The organism is Ruminococcus sp., assembly GCF_024684275.1.
This window is the reverse complement of the sequence record NZ_JAIKXF010000049.1, coordinates 1-21,570: the sequence shown is the minus strand read 5'-3', so window position 1 is coordinate 21,570 and position 21,570 is coordinate 1. Positions and strand designations below refer to the sequence as shown.

The 21,570-nt window shown below is 43.5% G+C and carries 19 protein-coding genes and 1 riboswitch; of the genes, 8 read left to right on the top strand and 11 right to left on the bottom strand.

Going from position 1 to position 21,570, the window contains the following annotated elements; all coding sequences use genetic code 11:
- Nucleotides 1-8 precede the first annotated feature (8 nt).
- Genes K5677_RS05095 through K5677_RS05080 form a run of 4 tightly spaced genes read right to left on the bottom strand, consistent with a single transcriptional unit; the run spans nucleotide 9 to nucleotide 3,649 of the window.
- On the bottom strand, nucleotides 9-1,133 hold the full coding sequence (locus K5677_RS05095) for a glycosyltransferase (protein WP_296725450.1): 1,125 nt from the start codon (nucleotides 1,131-1,133) through the stop codon (nucleotides 9-11).
- 1 nt (nucleotide 1,134) lies between these two features.
- On the bottom strand, nucleotides 1,135-1,740 hold the full coding sequence (locus K5677_RS05090) for a GNAT family N-acetyltransferase (RefSeq protein ID WP_296725448.1): 606 nt from the start codon (nucleotides 1,738-1,740) through the stop codon (nucleotides 1,135-1,137).
- 11 nt (nucleotides 1,741-1,751) lie between these two features.
- The gene (locus K5677_RS05085; RefSeq protein WP_366848969.1) at nucleotides 1,752-2,444 is read right to left on the bottom strand and encodes a sugar transferase; all 693 of its coding nucleotides are present in this window, start codon (nucleotides 2,442-2,444) and stop codon (nucleotides 1,752-1,754) included.
- A 2-nt stretch (nucleotides 2,445-2,446) separates the two neighbouring features.
- Entirely contained in the window at nucleotides 2,447-3,649 is a 1,203-nt protein-coding gene (locus K5677_RS05080) for a DegT/DnrJ/EryC1/StrS family aminotransferase (protein WP_296725444.1), read from the bottom strand.
- Nucleotides 3,650-4,422: 773 nt separating this feature from the next.
- Here K5677_RS05080 and K5677_RS05075 point away from each other — a divergent pair.
- On the top strand, nucleotides 4,423-4,767 hold the full coding sequence (locus K5677_RS05075; RefSeq protein WP_296725442.1) for a hypothetical protein: 345 nt from the start codon (nucleotides 4,423-4,425) through the stop codon (nucleotides 4,765-4,767).
- Nucleotides 4,768-4,812: 45 nt separating this feature from the next.
- Here the strand turns inward: K5677_RS05075 and K5677_RS05070 are convergent, their stop codons facing one another.
- Nucleotides 4,813-5,286, bottom strand: coding sequence for a VanZ family protein (locus tag K5677_RS05070; RefSeq protein WP_296725440.1), 474 nt, complete (start codon nucleotides 5,284-5,286; stop codon nucleotides 4,813-4,815).
- Nucleotides 5,287-5,577: 291 nt separating this feature from the next.
- On the opposite strand from K5677_RS05070, the gene K5677_RS05065 reads away from it, so the two are divergent.
- Entirely contained in the window at nucleotides 5,578-6,747 is a 1,170-nt protein-coding gene (locus K5677_RS05065) for a GGDEF domain-containing protein (RefSeq protein ID WP_296725437.1), read from the top strand.
- 49 nt (nucleotides 6,748-6,796) lie between these two features.
- On the opposite strand, the gene K5677_RS05060 is transcribed toward K5677_RS05065, so the two are convergent.
- The 3 genes from K5677_RS05060 to K5677_RS05050 all read right to left on the bottom strand — a co-directional run bounded on the left by K5677_RS05060 (nucleotide 6,797) and on the right by K5677_RS05050 (nucleotide 10,081).
- Nucleotides 6,797-7,945 carry a leucine-rich repeat domain-containing protein gene (locus K5677_RS05060; RefSeq protein ID WP_296725435.1) on the bottom strand — a complete coding sequence of 383 codons (1,149 nt, stop codon included), beginning with the start codon at nucleotides 7,943-7,945 and terminating at the stop codon, nucleotides 6,797-6,799.
- A gap of 161 nt (nucleotides 7,946-8,106) precedes the next feature.
- Nucleotides 8,107-9,498, bottom strand: a complete 1,392-nt coding sequence (locus K5677_RS05055) for a hypothetical protein (protein WP_296725433.1) — start codon at nucleotides 9,496-9,498, stop codon at nucleotides 8,107-8,109.
- 16 nt (nucleotides 9,499-9,514) lie between these two features.
- Entirely contained in the window at nucleotides 9,515-10,081 is a 567-nt protein-coding gene (locus K5677_RS05050; protein ID WP_296725430.1) for a sigma-70 family RNA polymerase sigma factor, read from the bottom strand.
- 538 nt (nucleotides 10,082-10,619) lie between these two features.
- Here K5677_RS05050 and K5677_RS05045 point away from each other — a divergent pair.
- From K5677_RS05045 to K5677_RS05035, 3 genes are all read left to right on the top strand, one after another.
- Nucleotides 10,620-11,336 (top strand): recombinase family protein, encoded by a 717-nt coding sequence (locus K5677_RS05045; RefSeq protein ID WP_296725428.1) that lies wholly within the window; start codon nucleotides 10,620-10,622, stop codon nucleotides 11,334-11,336.
- 114 nt (nucleotides 11,337-11,450) lie between these two features.
- On the top strand, nucleotides 11,451-12,554 hold the full coding sequence (locus K5677_RS05040; protein WP_296725427.1) for a DUF5131 family protein: 1,104 nt from the start codon (nucleotides 11,451-11,453) through the stop codon (nucleotides 12,552-12,554).
- Nucleotides 12,555-12,615: 61 nt separating this feature from the next.
- Nucleotides 12,616-13,053, top strand: a complete 438-nt coding sequence (locus K5677_RS05035) for a YaiI/YqxD family protein (protein WP_296725424.1) — start codon at nucleotides 12,616-12,618, stop codon at nucleotides 13,051-13,053.
- A gap of 62 nt (nucleotides 13,054-13,115) precedes the next feature.
- On the opposite strand, the gene K5677_RS05030 is transcribed toward K5677_RS05035, so the two are convergent.
- Nucleotides 13,116-15,164, bottom strand: coding sequence for a glycoside hydrolase family 11 protein (locus tag K5677_RS05030; RefSeq protein ID WP_296725421.1), 2,049 nt, complete (start codon nucleotides 15,162-15,164; stop codon nucleotides 13,116-13,118).
- 505 nt (nucleotides 15,165-15,669) lie between these two features.
- Here K5677_RS05030 and K5677_RS05025 point away from each other — a divergent pair.
- Together K5677_RS05025 and K5677_RS05020 are read left to right on the top strand one after the other, a co-directional pair.
- Nucleotides 15,670-16,230, top strand: a complete 561-nt coding sequence (locus K5677_RS05025; RefSeq protein ID WP_296725419.1) for an HD domain-containing protein — start codon at nucleotides 15,670-15,672, stop codon at nucleotides 16,228-16,230.
- Nucleotides 16,231-16,371: 141 nt separating this feature from the next.
- Nucleotides 16,372-18,531 (top strand): glycoside hydrolase family 11 protein, encoded by a 2,160-nt coding sequence (locus tag K5677_RS05020; protein ID WP_296725417.1) that lies wholly within the window; start codon nucleotides 16,372-16,374, stop codon nucleotides 18,529-18,531.
- A 45-nt stretch (nucleotides 18,532-18,576) separates the two neighbouring features.
- Here K5677_RS05020 and K5677_RS05015 read toward each other — a convergent pair whose 3' ends face one another.
- A complete protein-coding gene (locus tag K5677_RS05015; protein WP_296725414.1) occupies nucleotides 18,577-20,370 on the bottom strand; it encodes an ABC-F family ATP-binding cassette domain-containing protein in 1,794 nt (597 codons plus the stop codon).
- 140 nt (nucleotides 20,371-20,510) lie between these two features.
- A riboswitch (SAM riboswitch) is annotated at nucleotides 20,511-20,597 on the top strand.
- A gap of 84 nt (nucleotides 20,598-20,681) precedes the next feature.
- Between K5677_RS05015 and K5677_RS05010 the strand changes: the two genes are divergently transcribed.
- Complete coding sequence (locus tag K5677_RS05010; RefSeq protein WP_296725411.1) at nucleotides 20,682-21,002, top strand: hypothetical protein; 321 nt, start codon at nucleotides 20,682-20,684, stop codon at nucleotides 21,000-21,002.
- Here K5677_RS05010 and K5677_RS05005 read toward each other — a convergent pair.
- The coding region (locus K5677_RS05005) for a pseudouridine synthase (protein WP_296725408.1) at nucleotides 20,977-21,570 on the bottom strand (594 nt) is incomplete at its 5' end. The two genes, K5677_RS05010 and K5677_RS05005, sit on opposite strands and share 26 nt — an antisense overlap.

Sequence of the window (21,570 nt, the reverse complement as noted above, 5' to 3'; positions counted from 1 at the left end):
ATAATTCCTTATAAAACATCTTTATAGATCTTTTCCCACTCAGCAATTACAATGCTGAGGTCATAATTTTTTACGGACTGCATATTCAGGGCTCCCATAGCCTTTCTGTCCGATGTAAGGCATTCCCTTAAACCCTCGGCGAATTCTGCTGAGGAGGACGGTGAGCACAGATGACCGCCGCCCTTTGGTACAAGGTCGGTATTGCCGCGTATTTTCGAGACAACGCAGGGCAGACCGCAAGCCATAGCTTCCATAAGTGAGCGTGAAAGCCCTTCTCTGAATGAAGGCATTACGAAGATGTCACAGGCTGACAGAAGCTCCTTGACGTCGTTCCTATAGCCGAGAAAATGGATATTCTCCGACAGACCGTGCTCTGAGGCGAAGCCTCTTATAGCTGACTCCTCCTGACCTGTTCCGCACAGGAAATAATGCAGTTTTTTGTTGTTTATCTCTGCCATAGCCTGAGCGATGACGATATTGTTCTTGTTTTTATTGAGCTCGCCCACTGATATAACAGCTATATCATCGTTTCCGAGCCCGAGCTCACTGCGTTTTTGCGCTCTGCAGCCTGCTATGCCGTCATAAACGGAAAGGTCGATACCCACGCCGTGAACATAGCGGACCTCGCCGCAGTTCCTCAGTTTGAAGGTCTTGGCTGCTCCGAAGTCCTCTTTATTTATAGTAACGAGGGTGTCGGTATACTTTGCAAAGTACTTTTCTATGGGATAGTACAGAGCACGGTTAACGAAGGGGGCACCCTTATAGAAGTGGAATCCGTGAGCCTGATAAATAACATTTCCGATACCGCATTTTTTTGCGGCTAATCTTCCGATTATGCCGCCGATAGGTGTATTACAGTGTATCAGGTCGAATTTTTCACTCTCCATAATGGCTTTTATCTGACGATAAGCCTTATAGTTACGAGGATCGTAGGGAGTGCGAATAAAATCGACCTGATAGATCTTTATACCATATTTTTTTTCATCGGCTTCTCTTGCTGCGTTATTTGGATATCCCCAGTTTCCTGCGATAGAGAACTCGATACCCAGCCTTTGCGCAGCTATCATTGCGGAATACGAGAAATTATTCACCTTTTCCGCAAGATTAAGGATATAAAGCATTTTCACTGACATATCAGCCTCCGAATCTGTATTCGTTCATTTTTCTGCCCTCGGGAGAAAAATAACTTCCTGCCAGCTTGAAGCCGTTCTTTACATAGAATCTGTTTACAGCGTCGTTGTTTACGGCGTCTGTTTCAAGGTTGATATAGGCGTATTTATTGAAATCCACCATGCCCTTGAGGTGATCTATGAGCTTTGAGCCTATGCCCCTCTTGCCCATTTGAGGTTCAACGCATATAGAAGCCAGCTCAACGTATTTTTCGTCTTTGACTACGGAATCGCTCTTTTTAAAAGCGCCCAGCAGCCTTTTTACAAATGAAGGGTGTCTGATGGCTGCTCCCAGAGAGCAGAAAGCAAATTTAACCAGATGATGCTTTATCAGTCCCTTGTAGAAATTCGGATAATCATATGAATAGGCGATAAAGCCAGCAAGTCTGCCGTTGTCCTCGGCAACTATTATGCCGGACCTTTCGTCATTCAGATATCCATTATACAGAGCGTCAAGAAATCCCACACCGAGCTGTGTGAGGAAGAAATCAGGAAATGCATGAGTATGGAGCCGCGACAGATTCCTGATATTCTTTTCTTCTGACGCAGTCATTTTTCTGACGGTGATCATCTGACAACTCCTCAATCATATTCTTTTCCTAAAACAGCAAGAACAGTTCTGACCATAGTCAGCAGCTCGCGGAAAAATGAAAAACGTTCAATGGAATTAAGATTCCAAACCATTTTGCCCGGAAGCACCTGTTCTATATAAGTTTTGTCAACGTCCTCAGAAGCGCTTAAAAGCTTGTATTCGTCCTTATATCTGATAGAAGCCTCGCTTGTTATGCCAGCCGGCATAAGCAGAGTAGCATAAAACTCAGGACGGTACATTTTTACATATTTTGATGCCTCCGGACGTGTTCCTACGAAGCTCATAGTACCCTGAAGCACATCGATGAGCTGGGGAAGCTCGTCAAGACGAAGTCCGCGGAGCATAGAACCTACACGGGTGATCCTGCTGTCATTGCTAACAGTGACAGCAGAGCCCACTCTGTCGGCATCCTGTACCATAGTACGGAATTTATGTATGCGGAATCGCTTTCCGTATGTTGTTACTCTTTCCTGACGATAAAGGACAGGTCCCTTTGAATCCAGCTTTATCATAACAGCGAGAATGATCATCGGGATCGCTGTGATCAGCAGCAGCAAAAGAGCGGTTATTATATCAAATGTGCGCTTTACTGCCAGATGTCCGCGTTTTTTCCATAGTATCTCCCAATACGGTCTTACCTCTTCCGTTTTCATGAATGAAGGGAGATCTTCCCAGCGGCGCAGTATCAAAGGTAATCCTTTACTATCTTTACGTAATTGCTTACTACATAGTTTTCCATTTCACCGGTAAGACAGGTGTGAAGCGGAAGTGTGATCTCGTTCTTGAAGTGCTCGTAAGCGTTAGGATAGTCAGCAATATCGAAGCCGAGGTTCTTATATGCTGTGTGCATAGGAAGGGGCTTATAGTGAACATTGGTCGCAATGCCCTGCTCAGCCATGCGTGTGATTATCTCGTTTCTTTCCTCTGATGAGATGCCGGGGATCCTTGTGATATAGAGATGTCCCGAAGATGAGTACTCATTTGTGTAGTGGGGGAGAGTCTCGATACCGATATCGTGGAGAGCCTCATCGTAGTAATTGATTATCTGATGTCTGAGCTCAAGCATACGAGGGTATCTCTCAAGCTGTTTAAGTCCGATAGCAGCAGCTACATCAGTCATATTGCACTTGTACCATGTTCCGATAACGTCATACTCCCAAGCGCCCAGCTGAGTTTTAGCCAGAGCGTCCTTGCTCTGACCGTGAAGGCTGAAGAGCTGGAGCTGATGGTATATCTCCTCATCTGAGATGCCCTCGATAGGACGCCATGTAAGAGCACCGCCCTCTGCGGTGGTGAGGTTCTTTACAGCGTGGAAGCTGAAGCTTGAAAAGTCAGCGATATTACCCACGTTCATATTGCGCCATTTAGCGCCGAAGGCGTGAGCAGTATCAGCGCTGATAACAACACGTCCGATAGCCTCCTGGATCTTGTTCTTAGGTCTGAACAGAGACTTTTTGCTGTCTACGATCTGGAAAAGTCTTGCATAGTTGCAAGGTACGCCGCCGAGGTCAACAGGAATAATGACCTTAGTCTTTTCTGTGATAGCCTTTTCTACCTGATCGTAATTGATCTCAAAGCTGTTAGGCATAGTGTCTACGAGTACGAGCTTAGCCCCTACGTGACAAACAACAGCAGCAGTAGCAGTGTATGTATAAGCGGTCGTGATGACCTCGTCGCCCTCTCCGACTCCGAGAAGCCTCAATGCCATTTCAGCACAGGCGGTCTGTGAATTAAGGCAGCAAGCCTTATTAACGCCGATCATATCGGCGATGTTCTTTTCAAATCGTTTTGTCATTGGCCCTGTGGTTATCCATCCTGATTTCAATGCTTCACATACCTCATGTATTTCGAGTACAGAAATATCGGGTGGTGAAAATGAAACTTTCATAATTTTCCCTCCAAAAAAATAAGAATACGGTCACTTGTTTAATCTGATCCCAAAGCGAAAAAGCGATAACTTTTAGTATAATCTAAACGATTAGTTACGATACGTATTTTTCGAGTTATTATATCATATTTATATGGGTATGTCAAGTCTAAAATCGTCTATTTGTAATATTACATAAAAATAACACTAAAGGTATAGCTGACAGTATTCAAATTATCGAATCGCCTTGTTTTCATATGACCAAATATTGCTTCTTGCCATAGAATTACCGCCAATAATTGTTGCAGCAGTAAAACGGTTATGAATTGATTATTATCCGCCATGTAATTTTAACTATTGGCAGGCTCAATGTAACTTTTTTTAATTATTATTCTTTGAATGACATATATTATTTTTATATGATTTTTTGTGAGGTTATGTTATCAATTTGATGAGCAGCGTGAACATGGGGAATAATACAAAAAATAATGACAAAGATCGATATTACGCATTGTAATAATTTTGGCTTCGCCCCATTATTCAATTTCTACAATTAGTGGAGGCGATTCTTGTGAAAAAGCTGATTTTTTATTTAATTGATATAGAATTTGTTGATTTTTTAGAAATGCAGTGGTATAATATCAATATAAAATTCGAACACGGTTTTATACGAAAAATTCTCCTGATTGTAATTTTTAATACAGTTTTTACACTTTATTCTATTTTATATCACATTATATATTTTTATAATGCGGTTAATAGAAAGTATCAAATTTTATATTGAGGTGATATTTATGAACGATCATATCAAGGTAAGGACTTTTCTGGCGGAGCTTCGCAAATTTTTGCCCGAAAGGACTATTTATTCGGCTCTTTCCTCTCTTCCCGAGGATATTTTTGATAAGGACGAAAATGTAAAAGTACCGTGCTTTGAAAATGATGATGAAGTTCAGGAATTCATAAAGAAAAACGGATTTGAGGAGTACGAAAATCTTGCGAATTTCTTCCTTGAGCCTTATTATGACAGCCTCGAAGATGAAATAAATGCTATTCTAAAAGATCTTGAAGGCTCTGAAAATGTTAAGTCAGAGATCGAAAGCATTACTTATGATCTTGAATATATGAGTATTTACGGCTAAAAAAACACAGCTTCCCCTGCGCATTTTCGCATGAGGAAGCTGTGTTTATTTTTTACTGCGGTTTTTGTTTTCTGAGTTGAGCCATTTTGCGAGAGAACAGCCGATAAGTGCTCCCATAGAAGCTCCGATGGTATTATGCAGCAGGTCGTCTGTTTCAAAATAGCCCCGTGTGGTGATAAGCTGTGTTATCTCTATTGCAATTGATACGCAAAAGCATATCAGGATAACTTTTTTCGGTCTGTCAGCCTTTCTGAACCATATGGGAAGAAAGAAACCCAATGGAAAGAGAAGCAGTATATTTCCGATAATATCGAAAAGCAGGCGGCCGTTTCCCTTGATAAGCTGGGCTATCTCCCAGAACGGCGGCTTGAAGTTATGTGTGTAGGTAGGTTTTCTCCAGATCAGTGTTATGAGCAGAACACCATATACATAGGGAAGCGACAGAAGCCTCAGTAAAATTAGCAGTATTTTCTTGATTATACCTATTCCTCCCGAATAAAGACATTTTTTGCCAAACAAGGTCTATTATACACTTAATCGCTGTTAATGTCAAGGAAAACAGGCTGTGCCTTAAATTCGGGCGTGACATTGTTTTGATCGGTCAGCGGCAGATTTACTACCGATGATTTATACATTTTGGGTTCATCACTTTTACCAAGCGAAAGTGTATTTTGTTGTAAATTGTTACAAATATCATACCTCAATGCAACTGTTTACAAAATAAACATTATCTTTGATATATTTATATGTTATCATATTTTATGAGAGAATATATTTACGTGATTTCTGAACTGTATAGGGGGTGTACGTATGAATGGTTCTGCGATCTATATTTCATATGTGATAACCGAGATCTTTTGCATATTCTTTTCTGTCGGGATCATCATAAAGGCTAACAAAAACGTTGGTACAGACCTGCAAATGCGCCATTTCAGGGGAATGGCACTGTTTTTCATTATCTATCTCATGAGCGATATTTTCTGGGCGTTGGGACAGGGCGGACTTGTGCCCTTTAATTCATTTCTGAATAAGCTTACAAATGCTGTCGGACTTGTTGCGGTAGCCCTGCTTACATTAGGCTGGTGTATATTTGTCATCTATCGTATCGATCAGAATAAATCGAAGAATATGAAGCTTCTTATGGGAATGCATTACGTTATAGCAGGAGTGGACTGCATATTGACAATATCTTCTGTTTTTACGGGATTTTACTTTTATATCGACGAAAATGAGATCTTCCAGTTTGCAAAAGGATATAATATACATCTTATATTTATTTTTATACAGCTTTTCGGAAGCGGAATATACTCATTTGCGCAAAGCTTTTCCAATAAGCAGGTAAAACTGAAAAAAGAATACCGTCTGCCGCTGTTGTTTATAATAATACCCTCGGCAACTGCGGTATTGGAGGGACTCCTGCCAATTTCTCCTATTGTACCGCTGGGGATCTTCCTGCCGATACACTTTGCGTTCCTTGAGATACAGAACAGCGAGATATACTCAGATGCCCTCACAGGGCTCAACAACCGCAGACGCATGGAGATATTCCTGCAGGATATGATACACAACGCCTCAGATGAAAAGCCGTTCAGCATACATATGATAGATGTCAATGACTTCAAGCAGGTCAATGATAAATTCGGGCATATAGTAGGAGACAGGACTCTCCAGCTGGTTGCGGACGCTCTCCATAATGTATCAGATAAGCTCCACGGCTTCTGCGCAAGATACGGCGGCGATGAATTTGTGCTTATAATCAGCGAGGAAGCTGAGGTACAGGAGTCTATACAGAACGAGGTGAATACCCTTCGTGAGAAATGCGCTGACCTTATCCCTACTATATCGGTATGTACAGGCTGTGCGACCTGCCGCTCAGGAGCTATCACAGCTACACAGCTTATTGCGCAGGCAGATGAACAGCTGTATATCCGTAAGGAGATATTCCACGGCAGAATGAAACCTGATGCAGAGAACAAATGAAAATAAAAAAGTCCAATACCGTATGGTGTTGGACTTTTTTCAGCGCTATTCAATAATCCTTTGGATTCTTGCATACAGAGCAGACCTTTTCAAAGAGACCTTTGAACTCTCCGCCGCAGTATCTGCATCTGCCGTTTTCGATATTTTCGGGCTCCTTAGACTTGGTATACGCAGGAAATGCCCAGTAATTCGGCTGCAGCTTACTGTAGCTGATGTTAATGAGCTTCGGGCAGTTATAGAAGGTAGCGGCATTTTTTTCGTACTTATAGGGATTGCTGCCCTTGTAAAGCTCTGTTTCTCCCTCAAATGTGACGTGCTCAAGAGCCGTACAGTCGGCAAAAGCCAGGGGATAAATAGCCTTGATACTCTTTGGGATAATCAGCTTTTTCAGACTTGAACAGCCTCTGAAAGCCTGATTTCCGATGAATTTGACTGTTTCGGGTATGTTGATGCTGACAAGCTCCTTACAGTTTTTGAAAGCATTCATACCTATCCTGAAAATTCCCTCATCAGAGTCGTCATCAGAGTGAAGGCTCTCAAACTTTACTTCTTCAAGACTTGTACACTCTGCAAAGGCATAATCCTCTATAGTCTTGACCTTTTTCTGGATAAATACGTATTTAAGGCTTGTACAGCCCTCGAATATCCTCCATGGAAGTATCTCCAGCTCCTTAGGGAGAGTAACTGCTTCGAGGCTTGTACAGCCTATAAAAGAGCCTGCCTCGATATTTTTGATACTATCGGGGAATGTTATGTTTTTTAAGCCGATACAGCCGTTGAACGCTTCTCTGTCAATAGTTATGATACTATCGGGAATGTGGATAGCCTGCAGGTTTTTACAGCCTGAAAACGCACCCTCACTGATAAGCTCAGTACCCTCGGGGATATAGACGGATTCGATGTTGTTCATGCCCTGAAATGCGGATTCTCCGACAACTGTGATACCGTCGGGTATCCTTACGTCCTTTTTTGTATAGCCGTTGTAGCGGATAAGCACACTTCTCTCTACAACGAAGTCGCTGTCATAATCATAAGATGCCTTTTCTACGCCGATGTCCTGCGGTGCAGTTTCATTGAAGTTTTTGATAGCCTTTTCGACGATGAAGGGCTTGTTGCAGAACGGGCACACAGAAGCGTCCTCTGTACCGTCTACAGCCATAAATCCGCCGCATTTGTAGCATCTGCCCTGCACATACATTATTCTCCACCTTCTTTCTGTATATTCTTTTACGAACACTTCTCATTATATGTATTATATCATATTGTTTCTCAATAGTCAATATATTTTGTTGATTATAGCTGAATAAGACGAAAAGCTCCCGAAAGCTGATACTTTCGGGAGCTTTTTGCGTTATAATGTCAGAATTTGTAATCTGCTATCTTCCATTTTCCGTCTATGAGATAAAGTTCTATATACAGTGGAGTTTCTTCGCCGTTTAAAATAAAGGAGGTCTCAACAGTCATTGACGAGTCTGTTTTGTCGGCTATCTTAGTCTTTGAGGTGAAGTCAAAGGGTTTAATGTCGTCGATAGGGCCGTTTTGCAGACAGTAGAGCTTATCTGCTTTCTGCATGAATCCGCCCTTTATGTCATTGATTAGAGCCTCTCTGAAGTCTCCGCATACACGTTCTGAGACATAGTCAACTACATCGTCTATTGAAGTGAATCGTGGATCTGTAACTCTGTAATAATCAACGAAGTATGTTTTCCACTCATCAGTGAACTCCTGAGCGCTTTCATCATCGACCATACAGTCGTTTTTGTCAACTTCTATGTCAATGCGATTGCAAGCCTTAAACACATCATTAAGAGCTATCTTTGCCTGATATGCAATAGCCATAGGATCAGCATTTTCATTAAGATTATCCTCTGTAGCCGCATAGCCGAAGGACGATGAATAATTGTTTATCTTGTATTTTCCGTCGATATTGACTGCCTTGAAGTTTATCTGACCGCTGCCTGAATTGCTCTTGGTATTGACTGTCATAGAAAAACCGCTGCCGTCGTCGTTTCTTGTTATCTCCGGCTCTCCCTCAAAATAGAAGCGGTGACCTGTTACCTTATCGGTGAAAAGTATATTTCCGTCTCTTTCGATAAAGGCAGGAGTTTCACCATCGAACAGTTTGTATTCAAACTCCAGTATAATGGGCTCTGCAAAGGTATCATTCAGTAAAGTGCGTATCTCGTCAAGTGAATCTATCCCTTCGATCTGCTTATAGCTGACTCCCTTTATATCGTCTATCAATACAGCTTTTGGATCGGAACTCTTGAACTCAAATCCCACAGGTATACCGCCTGCAAGAGTGTCCAGTGTTTCTGCATTTTCGAGAAGCTGCTTTGCGATATTACTGAGCTCCTCGTCGCTGACCTCGGTAACTGTTTCGGTGGTGAGCAGGTCATGCTCGGTCTCGGGCTCTGTCTCATCGACTTCGGCAAACTGCTGTGAGGGAGCGCCGCCTTTCCGGTTCATGGCATATGTCGTGCCGACAATCCCTCCCACAAGGAGCAGACAAGCCGCCGCAGAAGTGAAAATCTGCCATTTCGGGCGCTTGTAGCGTTCAACACCGCTTACTTCAAATTCGTCATTGCTTATGTTTATATTGCTTTCTCTGTTCATTTTATCCAGCTTTTTCTTACTCATAGCCAGCATCCTCTCTTTTTCTTCCTTTGTGAGAACAGGTACCTCCGAAAGGCGGTCAACTGTCCTGTCGTCTGCATTATCCAGCATATCAAAACCACGCATTTCTTTCATATTACTCAGCTCCTTTTTACAGTGTGATCCCCGTGTTTGCCAGTTTTTTTCTCAGCTTTTCCAGAGCTCTTGCGGCTCGCATTCGTACAGCCGAAGCTTTCATTGACAGCATTTCCGCTATTTCTGCCGAGGAGCGTTCATAATAGTATTTCTGGAGTATGATCGTAGAATCAGGCTCGCCAAGCTCGTTTATCTTGCTCAGAAGTATGCTGCGCGTCTCGGCGCTGTCTGAATCGGCTTCAATATTCTTATCGGAGCTTATAGTAACAAGCTCCTCGGCAGAGCTTCCCGAGAAATGCTTCTGCCTTGAGGTAAGATTGTGAAAAGCGTTTATGGCGCGCCGCTTTGCAACTGTGCCGATATAGCCTCTCATATCCTCTTTGACTGCCAGCTCGGGTGAATATCCGAAGAAAACATCTGCGAAAACGTCGCTGACGCATTCCTCAATGTCCTCGCGTGAAGCGATGCCTCTCAGTCTGTTGTAAACGATAGCGTAAACGTAATTGCAGTATTCTTCAAATAGTGCGTCGTATGCTTTATCACGTGATTTTTTGTATAGTACGGAGTATTCTTTGCCTGTCATAGATCTCCTCCTTTCTGAAAGTGCTCCATGGAAAACGTGCTTTCAATAATAACATTCAAGAGAGAGTGCCGTAGTGTCACATAAAATATATAATAAGCTCCTTTGCTTTTGCAGAGGAGCTTTCAGTCAATAATATAGAGTACCATACCCAAAACAAGCCTTCCCATTTATAATATTGTATCATATAAGCCTGAAAATTGCAATAAATACGTTTAGAGCTCTGTATTATGACAGCCATTGGCGTTTATTGATGTTGCATGATAAATAAATCACTGGGGGATTTTTTATATTAAATATGACGTTTTTTATTTTTCTATCAAAATTATTGACTTTTCGGAAATGGTATGGTATAATAAATATATCAAATTTCATACGTTATATTTGATATAACAAGCAGGCGGCCTTTTTTTGCCTGCATATCCATCAACCAACAAAACGTTTTTGTTTTGAATGGATCATATTAAACATCTAAATAAATATAGAAAACAGGATCGTGATATATCTTTATATCTCATTAATTCCATGAAAGGGTGAGAGTATGGTATATGGCTATTGTTGTATAAGCACCAAAAAACAGTCGATGGATCGACAGATTAAAAATATTAAAGAGGCTTTTCCAAAAGCCGAGATCATTAAAGAAACGTGTTCGGGAACAGCTGTGAAACGTAATGAATGGGAAAACCTTTTCCGCAGGCTTGACAAAAACGATGTTGTCGTATTTGACAGCATAAGTAAAATTGGAAGCAATGCAGCTGAGGCGTTTGATATGTACAAAAAGCTTGTATGTAAAAAAATAAAGCTTGTGTTTATCGGGGAACGTCATCTGGATACTGAGTCCTACAGAGAGGCACTGAACGGGATCATCTCCCTTTCATTATCTCCTGAGGAGCAGGCTGCAAATACCCTTTTAAAGGGAGTGATGTCTGCTGTTGATCATTTCATAATGAATAAGATCGAACAGGATATATACAAAGCTTATGCTCAGTCGGAAAAGAAAATAAAGGAACTGAGCAGGCGTACCAGTGAGGGGATCGAAGCTGCACGCAGCAGCGGCAAGCAGATCGGTACTATTAAGGGCGCTGTTCATGAAACAAAGAAAAGCAAGGCTGTTAAGCCTCTTATAATCAAGCTAAGCAAGGATTTTGAGGGCAAGCTTTCCGATAAGGAGTGTATCAAACAGATCGGGCTTTCTAATAATACGTACTATAAGTACAAAAGGGAACTGAAAAGGGACCACATCGAACGGGGGGCTTAATAATGATTCTTTCAACAGTCGCACTTTACGATTCAGCATTAAAATCAATGAGATATTTCCAAAAGCCGTTTTCAAACGCTAAATAAAAAAGGAAAATGAGAGGGAAGATGTTTTATGCTGAAAATCGAAGACTACTACACCGACGCACTGTCAGCGGGCATTATCACAATGCTTGAAAAGCCCGAGGTCGTAAACAGGCTTTTGAATACGCTTATATGCAATTTCAGAGGCTTTGACTTTATGAAGCTGAAGATAGCTATGCACCCCGTTAGGGAGGAGCTTGAAGAATACAAAAATATGAACAAGGAGTTCCTTGATCAGATACGCAAGGTCCACGCTTATTATGACGGTCATCAGCTGGCTCTCAAGCGTATCCTTAGGGATATAAACTATGATACAAACCTGAATACCAAGGTTTATTCTCCTGTTGTTGGCTGTCCTGTTGACTGCAAGTACTGCTATACCAAAAATGTCGTGAAGCATTTTGAGATCACTGATAATTACAAAAAGCCTGTATTCCGCGGATTTTATAAGATGACAAAGGACGAGGACGGCAACGATGTTCCCGAGCTTTTCAACGTAGAGAACGAGAGCCCCATTGACTGGTTCCTCACTTATATGTCAGATTTCGGCTGCTGGAAGCCTGAGTGGCAGCAAAATGTCATTGAGCAGATAATCGCTGCTAACAATATAAAGCGCAGAAAAAATAAGTGCGTTGATACATTCCAGCTTGTAACAAAGTGCCCCGGCGGTATTGACCTCAAAAATATCTCAAAGGACGAAGATATACGCAATGTCGTTATTTCCTGTACAGTGGACAAGAATGAGTATACAAGCCGTATTCCTCAGCTTATCGAAAAGACTAAGGATCATCAGGTAACAGCCTGCGTTGTATATCAGCCTGTGCTTGAATACATAGAGCCTGTTCATCTTGACGAGCTGGTAAAGAACTTCGGCAAGGAGCATTCATGGGTAATAATCGGCGGTCTGGTAGGTACAGGCTATCCTCCGCTCAAGTATGAGTGGATCAAGGACATAGTTGACAAGTGTGCTGAGCTTGGCATACCTGTAAAAATGCAGCCCGATATCAGAATGATAGTAACTGAAAGTGGTCATGAGTTCCTTGAGGACGGACCTAAATCCATCGTTGAATCAAAGGAGATCCGTAAGAGGAATCTCGCTAAAAAGGAACAGGAAAAAATAAAAGCTTGTTCGTGATATGCATTAATAAAGGCAGCCCCGGGGCTGCTTTTATGTTTGTTGAATGGGAGAGACAGATATGAGGATATTTATTGACGCTGACGGCTGTCCGGTAGTGGATATAGCAGTCCGCACGGCGAAAAAGTATGGTGTGAAGTGTACGATTATCTGCGATACGGCTCATTCCATACAGCGTGACGGAGCCGATACCATAATCGTTGACAAGGGCGCAGACAGTGCGGATTTCCGCCTTGTGAACCTTGTAAGTACAGGAGACATCGCAATAACTCAGGACTACGGTCTGGCTGCGATGTGCCTCAGCAGGAGAGCTGTTGTCCTTGATCAGAACGGCAGGCAGTATACCGAGGAGAATATCCCGGGACTGCTTGAATTCCGCGCAGTCTCGGCAAAAATACGCCGCAGCGGCGGACGCACAAAAGGACAGCATAAGAGAATTGCTCAGCAGGATATTGACTTTGAGAGGGCGCTTGCCGAATTACTTGAGCATACGGAATAAACAAAGAAACAGAGCCATGACATATTGTCATGGCTCTGTTTCGGTAAATGGTAAATTATGTCTTATAAGCTTTTTATCATGCCGAGAAGGAACTTCTGGATAGTTAATGCGTCGCTTGGTGTAAGTCCCTCGGAAGCCTTGTCGACGTCTGCGTTGACCTCGCCCTGTGGGGTGATAGCCTTTGCGTCAGAGCCGCCTATGGCATATTTATTCGGGTTAGCAAGAGCCTGCATTACAAGAACCACATCGGACATATCTACTTCGCCGTCGCAGTTTGCGTCGCCTGCCTTTGTTGCCTTGAGTGCAGGAGCTGTAATAGTTGTTGTAGCTGTTGTAGTAGTTGTTGCTTTGGTAGTTGTAGTTGTTGCTTTAGTAGTTGTGGTGGTGGTTGTGGTTACTGCCGGTGCAGAAGCCTTTTCGTACTCGTCGATAAGACCTGAGAAGAGATTGCCTATCTTTTCATAGCCCTCAGCGTTAGGGTGGATTCCGTCGCCGAGGTCAGCTGTACCGTTGAGGCAGCCGTGAACGTCTGCAAAGGTAACGTGCTTGCCGCTGCTCTTGTATTCTTCGGCTACCTTCTTGATAGCTGCGTTGTAGCTTGCTATCTGAGGGGACTTGTCACCGCCGCCGAACATACCGCCGCTGAGCTCAGGGATAGTGCCGAGGAAGAGCATACCGCCTGATGGCATATCAGCGAGGATATAATCCAGAAGATCGCGGAGATCCTTTTCACAGTCGCTTGTGGAGCGGTTAGCGTTCATATCGTTTGTGCCGATGATAAGGAGAACTATATCAGGCTGAGCCTGCTTGACCGCATTCTTTTCCTTAAGCTTTTCGTATAAGCTGCTGTCGTTGCCCCAGCTTGCACGCTGCTTTATCTGGAATCCGCTGTAGCCTGCGTGGTTGTCATCGTAGGTCAGACCGTTTGTGGTGGTGCTGTTAGTGCCCTCAGGACCTACCATATCTACGCTGTAGCCCTTCTTTTTAAGGCTGTTGTAGAGGAACTTTCTGTATCCGCCTGTATCGCCCATACCAAATGTTATGGAGTCACCTATAGGCATGATTTTTATAGTACCTGTACTCTGTGTAGTAGTGTTGGTATTTGTATTAGTATTAGTGTTGGGCTGCTGAGTATTAGTATTGTTGCCGCCCTGCTGCTGACCGCCGCCGAACTGGCTCCAATCGAAGTTGCCCATATCAAAGCCGCCCTGCTGCTGGCCGCCTCCCATGTCGAAGCCGCCTTGCTGCTGACCGCCGCCGAACTGGCTCCAATCGAAGTTGCCCATATCAAAGCCGCCCTGCTGTTGACCGCCTCCCATATCGAAGCCGCCTTGCTGCTGACCGACGTTTCCGCCTGTATTGGTGTTGGTGTTTGACTGTGGATTTGGTGATGAATCGAATGAAATGCTCTTTACATTAGCGGAACCGTTTGAACGATAGCCCTCAATATTAAGGGAAACCTCATAAAGAGTACCGCTCATATCGAGACCTGCCTGTGACCACGCATCAAAGTGCTTTGATACGCTTATTGTGCCCTTCATGTAGTTGGTCTGGTTGTTAGCTGAGCCGCTCTGCTGACGAATGCTCCAGTACTGTGGGAAAGTGGCGGTTCCGTCGAGAGAGGGCTGATTGTATCGCATTGTCTTTGCAATGTCATAGGTGTGACCGTCGAGAGTTACGGTACCCTTTCTCTCACCGTCATTTCCCGGTGGACGCCAGTCACCCCAGCCTTCAACAATGTAGTACTCCATGAGCGGATTCCTCGTCCAGCCGTAAACGCACATATACGAGTTGCCTCTTGGTGTGTACTCAACATCATATGAAAGTGTGATGTCGCCGAAAGCCTTGTAATTCTTCTTCTGACTGTCGTAGTTTTTACCCATACGTGCAAGGAAGTTTTCAATGTTGCTCCATGAGCAGGAGAAAGAACCTGCGCCCGGATTCATTGAGACCTGTCCCTGTCCGTTCTGATTCCACATCTCGTAGTCATAGCCGCCTATATTGCCTCTTGTCTGCTGGTCGGCAGCAGATACGACTGTCGGGACGCTGGCTGCGATCATCACAGCTGAAACAGCGCCGCTGATGATCCTTTTGATTTCGGACTTTTTCACTAAAATCACTCCTTTGTTTTTGTCTGCAAAAATTTTTGTTGCAGCAATTAAGAACGTAAATTTAGTAGTCCCCCAAAATATATCTTTATGCTTTTATTATAACATTATAATAGGCATTAACAAGTATTTTCTTGCTATCATGTTATACATTTTTGTCAACTTTTGCTTTTTTGTACTATTTGTAAATTGCGATGGCAGCTTTTTATGGCTTATGTATACGTGAAGTTTATGTTTTTTCGTGTTTAAATAATTATCTGCACCACTTTTTTGCCGCGATCATTGCTATTTTTAGATTTATATGTTATTATTAATAAATGTTTCTTCAATAACTGCCGTTAGGCGGTTATTGCCCAGAACGACCTTCGGGGAGCGCAAATTCTCTATAATATGGGAAATTTAGCCCCATTCCCTTGCGCGTCAAATTCCCTTGTGTCAAGCTCATTTTTAGTTGTTGAGCAGATATTAATGAATACATTCATGATAAAAATCGAAAAGGAGAGCTTATATGAACCCAAAAGAATACCTTGAAATACTTCATGTGGCTGAGCGCTTGAAGGATACGCCGCGGCACTGCACAACGTCAAAGAGACGAACAGAGAGCGTTGCGGAGCACAGCTGGCGAATGGCTGTTATGGCTGTTCTGCTGAGAAATGAGTTTCCCGACACGGATACAGACAAGGTCATGGAAATGTGCGTGATCCATGATTTAGGAGAGTGCTTCACAGGTGATATTCCCACCTTTGTGAAAACAGATTCTGACCGCACAAAGGAAGATCAGCTCCTTGATGAGTGGGTGAGGTCACTTCCTGCTGATGTTTCCGAGAGGTTCACAGCACTTTTCAAGGAGATGAATGAGCAGAAAACTGCGGAAGCAAAGCTCTTTAAGGCTATTGATAAATTAGAGGCGCTTATTCAGCATAATGAGTCTCCGCTGGATACGTGGTCTGAAAATGAGCGTGAGCTGAACAAGGTCTATGCATTTGATGCGGCGGCTTTTTCAGGGTGGCTCACCGACCTTAGAAAAGAGATACTTTCAGATACTCTGAAAAAGCTTGGCGAAGCCTGAAATACAGCAATAAATGAATTGACTTGTGTTGAAATAGATGATATTATTTACACAGGATATGTAATATCCGCTTTTTATATGTTTGGTTTTATTTTAGGCAGTTATTCTGCCAATATGAGGTTTCAGTGAGGAGGAATCATTATGCGCAAATGGATCACAAAAACATTATCAGCTCTGACAGCAGGACTTTGTATGCTTAGTGCAGTAAGTCTTCCGTCAGTGATACCGTCAGCTCAGGTGTATGCGGCTGATTTTATGGAGAGTAATACTGTAGACGGATATTACTATGAATTATGGAATCAGAACTATGCGGGAGATTTCGATTACGAAAACACTGAAAACAATGGCTTTACCTTTAGCTGGGACCGCATTGAGGATGCATTTGCGCTGAAAGGCGAATTATTTGAAAGAAGATCCGTCTATGCTTCTCAGTTAAAGGAATATACAGTTACGTATGACGAGGATATTGACTATAATGATCAAAATGCCTTTTCGGGCATTTATGGCTGGATGGAAGATGACAATTCTACTTATGAATATTACATTGTAGACAGCTGGGGCAGCTGGCGTCCTAATACAGATGATTTCCTCGGTTCATACGAATCCAACGGCATGACCTATGATATCTATAAGGGCATCAGATATCAGATGAGCTGTTTTGGTAATAATCCTACTACATATATTTATTATAGCGTTGCGCGTGAAAATCTTGCGGAAAAGATTGACGGCGTCTGCAATATAAAGAATACTATCAACTTGGCAGATCACTTGAAGGCATGGCAGGACGCAGGTTTAAAGCTTGGATTGATGTACGATGCAGGCTTCAGTGTACAGTGCTATAGAAGCTCCGGCAGTGCTAAAGTAAACTCGATTGAGATAAATAAAAATATAACAGAAACGAACAATTTCGGACCACAGTTTGCACATACAAGGCATGAGCCGCTCCCCACAGATGAGGAAGGCAGAAAAGAGTACATAGACTTTGAGACCGAAAACGAGAAGGTCAGAGCGCCGTTTACAAAGACCGAGGCTTCATATGATACGGATCATTACTTCGGCGGCCAGCGCTCTTTGCTGGTATCCGGCGAAAAAAATGCTGAACGCGCCTTTGAGTATAATATTGATCCTTATGATTTCAGCAGTAAGGAGCTCCTTGCAGGCATGAAGCTCTATCATAACGGCGGCAAAAACGTCAGGTTTACTTTTCAGATAGCAAACAATGGCGAAAATGGAAGCTTTAGAAAAGATTTATATTCCAGAACGATACCCTCGGGAATATGGACAGATATAGATGATCTGCGGTTCTTGCTAAGCAATAATCTGTTTGCAAACGAGGTGATTCGCATAATCCCCTCAGAGCCTGTTGACTTCTTCGTTGATGATCTTTATATAGGCGACGCCTGTGATATCAAGGATAAACTTGCAAAGAAGGAACACGCTGTTATCGGTGACATAAACAGAGACAATAAAGTCGATATATACGATGTTGTCGCAGTAAGAAGATTGCTCCTCAATACCGAGGATTACAATGTGAACTTCTATCAGGACGTGAACGGCGACTGCAAGCTGAATATCAGCGATCTTGTTGCACTTACGAAGTTTGTTCTGGGAAAGACAAAACAGATTCCTGAGCCCGAGAAGGAGCGAGTATATTTTGCAGATGACTTCTCTGAGATCATAGGCGGAGCAGAATTCAATGCGGTCAGCAGAGATGATACAGCAGGAGAGATAAAGTCGGCAGTATGCAGTGACGGAACATTCAGTACTCAGTGGAACGATAAAAACTATTACGAGCTGTCAAGCTTTCAGAATGTGGAGAATCTTGATGAGCTCAGCCTGAAGTATTCGGGAACTGTCAAAGCAGATTCATGCTCAGAATACGTAACAAAAGGAAGCGTAAAAACAACTATTGATGCAGAGTTCAGAAACGGCAGCGATTCGGTAAGATTCATTATCGAGGACGGAGCAGACGAAGATGAAAGATTAAGGTGGCTCTCCGGTCCTGATGAAATGAAGCTGGTCGAAATAGGCGGCAAGGAGTATTACATTGATAAAAATGAGGACCTCCCCGAAGAGATAGAGACTGACAGGTTTATATGGCTTTATCCGAAGGAGAACGCCGTTAAGACCGATGAGGTCTGCAACTTTGACAGTGAGATAGATTTCTCAGAGATACTGAAATACTTCGGCAAGGAGGAGTACAAGCCGTATTCTCTTGAATGCTCGGTCGTGACCTATAATACCAATGGATTTGCCGAGTTCAAGGAAATTTCCTGTACCGACAAGAGCAAGTCAGAATAAAAACAGAAACAGGCATAAAGCTTAGCTTTATGCCTGTTTCTGTTTTTATTCCGTTTCACCGCGTTCTATACGTTCTGCAAGATCATTGAGGTACACCCAGCGCTCCATTTTTTCGGCAAGCTCGGTTTCGAGTGCGCTCTTTTGGTCCGAGAGCTCCTGAAGCTTTACATAGTCAGAGGAATTGGCAGCAATATCCTTTTCGGCAGCAGCTATCTGCGATTCAAGAGAAGCTATATCGTCATCTATAGTCTCGAATTCACGCTGTTCCTTGAATGAGAATCGGAGCTTCTTTTTACCGACGAAAACACGCTCCTTTTTTGCGTTTTCCTTTTTGGGCTTTGGAGCTTCATCAGTATACATTTCCTTGACTTTTTCTGCGTAATCCGAGTAATTTCCGTTGAATCTGGTGCAGATACCGTTTTTGAATTCAAATATCTCATTTGCCGTTTTATCAAGGAAGTATCTGTCGTGTGACACCGCAATAACAGCTCCGCTGAAGCTTTCCAGATAGTCCTCCAATATAGTAAGGGTTGCTATGTCAAGGTCGTTGGTAGGCTCGTCTAAAAGCAGGATATTTGGCGCAGTCATAAGTATTTTCAAGAGATAAAGCCGCTTTCGCTCACCGCCTGAGAGCTTTTCGATACGGTTCCACTGGAGTTCCGGGGTGAACAGGAATCTCTCCAGCATCTGCGATGCGGTAACTGTTCCGTCGGGAGTGCGGACGATGTCAGCGGTTTCCCTTATGTACTCGATAACTCGCATTGAGGGATCCATAGATTCACATTCCTGAGAGAAGTATCCGATATTGACGGTATCTCCGAGTATGATGCTTCCCGAGTCGGGAGCGATGTCCCCGTGGAGCATTTTCAGAAAGGTACTCTTGCCCTCGCCGTTTCGTCCGACGATCCCTATTCTTGCGTCACGGGAAACTATATAGGAAAAGTCGGTGATAAGGGGCTTTCCGTTGATATTCTTGCTGATATTTTCAATTTCGATGGTCTTTCTGCCAAGTCTTGACGATACTGACTGGAGCTGCACCTTTTCCGCTGCCACAGGGACTTCGCGGTTTTTCAGCGCCTCAAAGCGCTCTATCCTGTCCTTTGATTTGGTGCCTCTTGCCCTTGCACCGCAGCTTATCCATTCGAGCTCTCTGCGGTATAGGCTGCGGTTCTTGCGCTCGGCAGCCTCTGCGTCAGCCTCGCGCTGAGCCTTTTGCATAAGGTAGTCGCTGTAGCTGCCCTCGCATACATAGAGCTTTCCGCGGTCTATCTCAACTATTTTGCTGCATATCTTATTGAGGAAGTAACGATCGTGAGTGACCATGACAATAGCACCGCGGTATTTCATAAGCAGTTCCTCAAGAAGCTGCGCTGTTTCGTTATCGATATGGTTGGTAGGCTCGTCAAGGAGGAGAACATCGCTGGGCTGTATCAGTGCGGCAGCAATGCCTGCACGGCGTTTTTCGCCGCCCGAAAGGGTGCTTATATCACGCTGCTGGTCTGAGATGCCAAGCTTTTCGAGTATTGATTTTGCCTCGTATTCCTTAGCCTGACGCAGGTCGTTTGGAAGGTGCAGCAGTACTTGTTCAAGAACGCTGCCGCTGTCGCCGAATTCGGGTATCTGCGGAAGATAGGATATTCTTATGCCGTTTGTTCTGATTATGTCGCCGCCGTCGGCTTCCTCTGCACCTGCAAGTATTTTCAGCAGGGTGGACTTGCCCGTGCCGTTTATGCCGATGATACCGACCTTGTCGCCCTCGTTCAGAAAGAATGATACATCATCAAGGACCTTTCGTTCCATGTAGGTTTTTGATATATTCTGAGCAGTTAATAATATCACTGGAAATTCTCCTTTAACTTAGATCAACAGTATAATCTTATCATATTCTCTCATGGCTGTCAACTCCGGAGATTTGCAGCTGAGCAAATATTTTTTTGATAAGGCTATTGACATTGGCTGAAAAAGATGCTATTATAAAAGTACCATAAAGAGTACGTGAGGGACAAGCCCTGAGACCGTACAGCAACCTGCATATATGTAAGGTGCTAAAGCTTGAACGATGGGATAGTGTAATGTAAAACAGCGATCCTGTCGTGACGATGGGATCGCTTTTGTACTCTTGTGGAATATTTTCAAAGGAGTGCATATCTATGCGTACTATCAGGGAAATTTTATCAGAAGAGGAAAAGGTATGGCTGTATTTCGACTCTGAGGAGCTTTGCAGACAGTTTTATGAGGAAACTGAGTTCCGTTTCGGCGATCTGCCGAAAGAAAAGTGGAAAACAGGCTATGTTATCGGAGTTCACAGTGACGGCAGCATGGGACACGTTCCGCTGTTCGTATGGTGTATGTCGTTTTCGTCAGACTCTCCGAGTATACCGAAAAGAATAGACTACAGGAAATTTATCAGTGGTGAAGGTGACTATTACTGCAAAGAATCACATATCAAAGGTGTTGTTTCAGCAAAATGACTTCATCTTCGGTCAGCTGACGGTATTCGCCCTGCCTGAGAGAGTTGTCAAGCGGCAGTGCTCCTATTTTGTCACGGCGAAGGTAGAATATCCGGCAGCCAACAGCTTCAAGCATACGCTTTACCTGATGCTTTTTGCCCTCACATATGGTAATAAAAGCAGAAAATGCCGCACCATTCGGATTTTTCATATAGCGTTCACGGCGATGTGCGGGCATGAAGCCTTCAAGCTCGCTGATACGGTACTTCCTGCCGAAAGAGAATAAAGCTTCTTTAGTTGTAAAACCTGCCATTGGTATGCCGTTTTCGAGAAGTGAAATCTTCTCATCGGTCATAGTACCGACAGCGTAGAAAAAATAGGTCTTGCTGATATGGCGGTCAGGCTGCATTATTTTAAAGTCAAGATCGCCGTCGTCGGTGAGTATCAGCAGTCCGCAGGTGTCCTTGTCGAGTCTGCCTACTGGGTGAAGCTTTTCTGCAAGCTCAGGGGGAAAGCAGTCCATGACTGTCTTATGTACAGCGTCTGACCGCGCAGTCACGCAGCCCTGCGGCTTGTTGAACATATAGTA